The following is a 3,382-nucleotide window of genomic DNA, read 5'->3' as shown; positions in this document are numbered from 1 at the left end:
GGGACACGGCCCGGTCGGCGCCCACCTGCTGGTCGGCGGAACCGGCGGCCGGGCCGACGGGGCACCGGGCATCGACCTGGCCATCGCCGCCATGGGAGCCCCCGGCGACAGCCTCGCGGAGGCCCTCGCCTGGGCGGTCCCCCGCCTGCCCGCGCTCGCCCGCGACCCCGGCTACCACCCCTTCGGCCTGCCCGACCTGCGCGCGGCCGTCGCGGACCGCTTCACCCGGCGCGGGCTGCCCACCCGACCCGAGCAGATCCTGGTCACGGCCGGCGCCCAGCAGGCCTTCGCCCTGGTCGTCAGCCTGCTCTGCCGGCCCGGCGACCGGGTCGTCACCGAGAGCCCCACCTACGCCAACGCCCTCGACGCCCTGCGCCACGTCCGGCTGCGCACCGGCTCCGTCCCCGTCTCCGACGCCGGCTGGGACATCGAGACCGCCGAGTCCACCCTCCACCAGACCGTGCCCCGGCTCGCCTACACCATCCCCGACTTCCACAACCCGACCGGCGCCCTGATGCCCGAGGAGCAGCGGCTGCGGCTGCTGTCGGCGACCCGGGCCACCGGGACCTGGCTGGTCGTGGACGAGACCATCGCCGACATCGCCCTGGACGTACCCGCCCCCGCCCCCCTGGCCTCCCTCGCCCCGCGCTCCGGCGCCGACCACGTGATCACCATCGGCTCGCTCAGCAAGACGCACTGGGGCGGGCTGCGGGTGGGCTGGATCCGGGCCACCGCGAAGCTGGTCAACGAACTCACGGCGGTCCGGGTGTCGGCCGACATGACCGGCTCCGTCCTCGACCAGGTGGTGGCCCTGCCGCTGCTGGAGGGCATGGACCGCTCCCTGCCCCGGCGGCTGGCGCAGCTGCGGGTCCAGCGGGCGGCCCTGGTGGGCTCGCTGGAGCGGCACACCCCGGAGTGGTCCTGGCGGCTGCCGCCGGGCGGCCTCTCGCTCTGGGTGGACCTCGGCGAGCCCGTCAGCTCCGCCCTGGCCGAACGGGCGGCCGCCGCCGGGGTGCACATCGGCCGGGGCGCCCGCTTCGGCGTCGACCCGGGCACCTTCGAGCACCGGCTGCGCATCCCGTACACCCTGCCGCCCGACCGCCTCGACGAGGGCGTACGCCTCCTCGCGGCGGCCTTCCACGACGGCGTGCCGCTGGCCCCCGGGGTGGACCGGCCCTACTGGGTCGCCTGAGCGGGGGCCGGTACGGGCGGCCGGCTCAGCTGTGCCGCAGCTCGGTCCAGGTCGCCGCGTCGACCACGCCGGTCCCCGGTAGGCCCCGCTTCTCCTGGAAGAACCGGGTGGCCGACTCCGCGTCCGGCCCGAACACGTCCCTCGGCTCCTCCTCGGTCGCCTGGAGTCCGGTCCAGAAGGTCAGCAGGCAGCGGGCCTCCATCACGGTCCGGCCCTTGGCGCCGAGGGTGACCGGCGGGGGCGGGGTCCGGTTGTCGTAGCCGCAGCTCAGGCCGGTGAGGTCGGGCTCGGCGGGCGCGGAGGCCGCGGAGGCCGCGGCGGCGGAGCCGAGCAGGAGGGAGACGGTCAGTGCGGCCGAGGCCGCGGCGCGTGCCGGTAAAAGGTTCATGGTCCGGACCTTAATGATCATCAAGGCCGGGCGGTAGCGATATTCAGGGCGTCCGGATCAGCCGCCGCGTGGCGGCCGCCGCCACCGCCGCCGTGCGCGAGTCCACGCCGAGCTTGGCGTAGACGTGCACCAGGTGGGACTTGACGGTGGCCTGGCTGAGGAAGAGCCGCTTGGAGATCTGCTGGTTGGACAGCCCGTCAGCGACCAGCTGGAGCACCTCCAGCTCCCGCTTCGTCAGCGCCTCCGCCGGGGTCCGCATCCGGTCCATCAGCCGCAGCGCCACCGCCGGGGCCAGTGCCGACTGGCCGGCCGCGGCCGTGCGCACCGCCGCCGCCAGCTCCTCGGGCGGGGCGTCCTTGAGCAGGTACCCCGAGGCCCCGGCCTCCACCGCCGCGAGGATGTCCGCGTCCGTGTCGTACGTGGTCAGGACCAGCACCCGGGGCGCCCCCGGGCGGGCCGTGATCGCCGCCGTGGCCGCCGAGCCGTGCATCCCGGCCCCGAACTGCAGGTCCATCAGCACCACGTCCACCGGCTCGGACGCCGCCAGCTCCACCGCCCGCTCCGCCGTCGCCGCCTCCGCCACCACCGCGAAGTCCGGTTCGGTGTCCAGCACCGCGCGCAGCCCGGCCCGGACCACCGGGTGGTCGTCGGCGAGCAGCAGCCGGATGGTCATCGTCAGGCCTCCAGGGGCAGGGGCAGGGTGACGGCCACGGCGGAGCCCTGGCCCGGGGCGGACTCCACGGTGAACAGCCCGCCCAGCGACTCGGCCCGCGCCCGCATCGCGGGCAGGCCGAAGCCGCCCTCGCCGGAGGGCGCGGAGGCGGGGTCGAAGCCCCGGCCGTCGTCGACGACGTCCAGGGTGACCGAGGTGTCCATGAAGGTCAGGGTGATCTCCGCCCGGTCAGCCCGGGCGTGCCGCACCACGTTGGCCAGGGCCGACTGGGCGATCCGCAGCAGTGCCACCTCGTACGGGGTGGGCAGCTCGCGCGGGGTGCCGCTGACCGAGAAGCGCACGCGCGGTCCCGGCGCCCCCGAGCACAGCCGCTCCAGCGCCGCCGCCAGCGACCCGTGCTCCAGGTCCGGGGGAGTGAGGGCCCGGACGAACCGGCGTGCCTCGGCCAGGTTCTCCTCCCGCGCCCGGCCGATGTGCGCCAGCGCTGCCGCCGCGGGGGTGGGGGACCCGGCCGCCGGGTCCTCCGACAGTGCCCGCTCCGCGGCCCGCAGCAGGAGCTGGATCGAGGAGAGGCCCTGCGCGAGCGTGTCGTGGATCTCCCGGGCGAGGCGCTCGCGTTCGGCGAGGATCCCGGCGCCCCGCTCGGCCGCGGCCAGCTCGGCGCGGGTGGCGATCAGCTCCTCGATCAGCTCGCGGCGCCGCTCGCTCTCCCGGTACAGCGCCTGGTAGCCGAGCACGGTGGCCACCGCCACCGCCCCGCCCAGCAGCGGCCCGAGGAAGGCCCCCGGGGTGACGGCGCCGCTGTGTCCCAGGAACCCGCCGATCGCCGCGCAGGCCGTCACCGCGACCGCCGCCAGGCCCCAGCGCAGCCGCAGCAGGTGCAGCTCCAGGAAGTACAGCGGGAACGCGATCCACAGCCCGTCGGGGGAGAGCACGAGCAGCGCGGCCCACACCGCGCCCGTCCCGGCCAGCCACACCCCGGCCGCCAGGGCCGACTGCCCGACCGCCGGGGCCCGCACCCCCGCCGCGTACACGGCGGCCAGCAGGGCGCAGACGGCGACGACCCACCCGGCCCGGGGCGCGGAGTCGGTGACGGCCCGGCCGGCGGTCAGCGCGAGCAGCCCCGCGA

At 76.7% G+C, this 3,382-nt stretch carries 4 protein-coding genes; 1 reads left to right on the top strand and 3 read right to left on the bottom strand.

Annotated elements, in window-relative coordinates:
* Positions 1-1,192: aminotransferase-like domain-containing protein (locus tag VR44_RS11665; protein WP_052713560.1), on the top strand; the 1,192-nt coding region annotated here is incomplete at its 5' end.
* A 25-nt stretch (positions 1,193-1,217) separates the two neighbouring features.
* Here VR44_RS11665 and VR44_RS11660 read toward each other — a convergent pair.
* The 3 genes from VR44_RS11660 to VR44_RS11650 all read right to left on the bottom strand — a co-directional run.
* Complete coding sequence (locus VR44_RS11660) at positions 1,218-1,580, bottom strand: peptidoglycan-binding domain-containing protein (protein ID WP_045947370.1); 363 nt, start codon at positions 1,578-1,580, stop codon at positions 1,218-1,220.
* 43 nt (positions 1,581-1,623) lie between these two features.
* On the bottom strand, positions 1,624-2,253 hold the full coding sequence (locus VR44_RS11655) for a response regulator (RefSeq protein ID WP_045947369.1): 630 nt from the start codon (positions 2,251-2,253) through the stop codon (positions 1,624-1,626).
* Between the two features lie 2 nt (positions 2,254-2,255).
* Positions 2,256-3,382, bottom strand: a 1,127-nt coding sequence (locus VR44_RS11650; RefSeq protein ID WP_045947368.1) for a sensor histidine kinase, incomplete at its 5' end; no start/stop codon positions are given.

It is taken from the genome of Streptomyces katrae (assembly GCF_000966975.1).
GTDB lineage: Bacteria > Actinomycetota > Actinomycetes > Streptomycetales > Streptomycetaceae > Streptomyces > Streptomyces katrae.
The sequence above is the reverse complement of the archived record's forward strand: the minus strand, read 5'-3'. Positions and strand labels throughout refer to the sequence as shown.

Bases quoted from the DNA above. Each gene is read 5' to 3' on its own strand.
- VR44_RS11660 (WP_045947370.1), bottom strand. From the start codon at position 1,580: ATGAACCTTTTACCGGCACGCGCCGCGGCCTCGGCCGCACTGACCGTC.
- VR44_RS11655 (WP_045947369.1), bottom strand. From the start codon at position 2,253: ATGACCATCCGGCTGCTGCTCGCCGACGACCACCCGGTGGTCCGGGCC.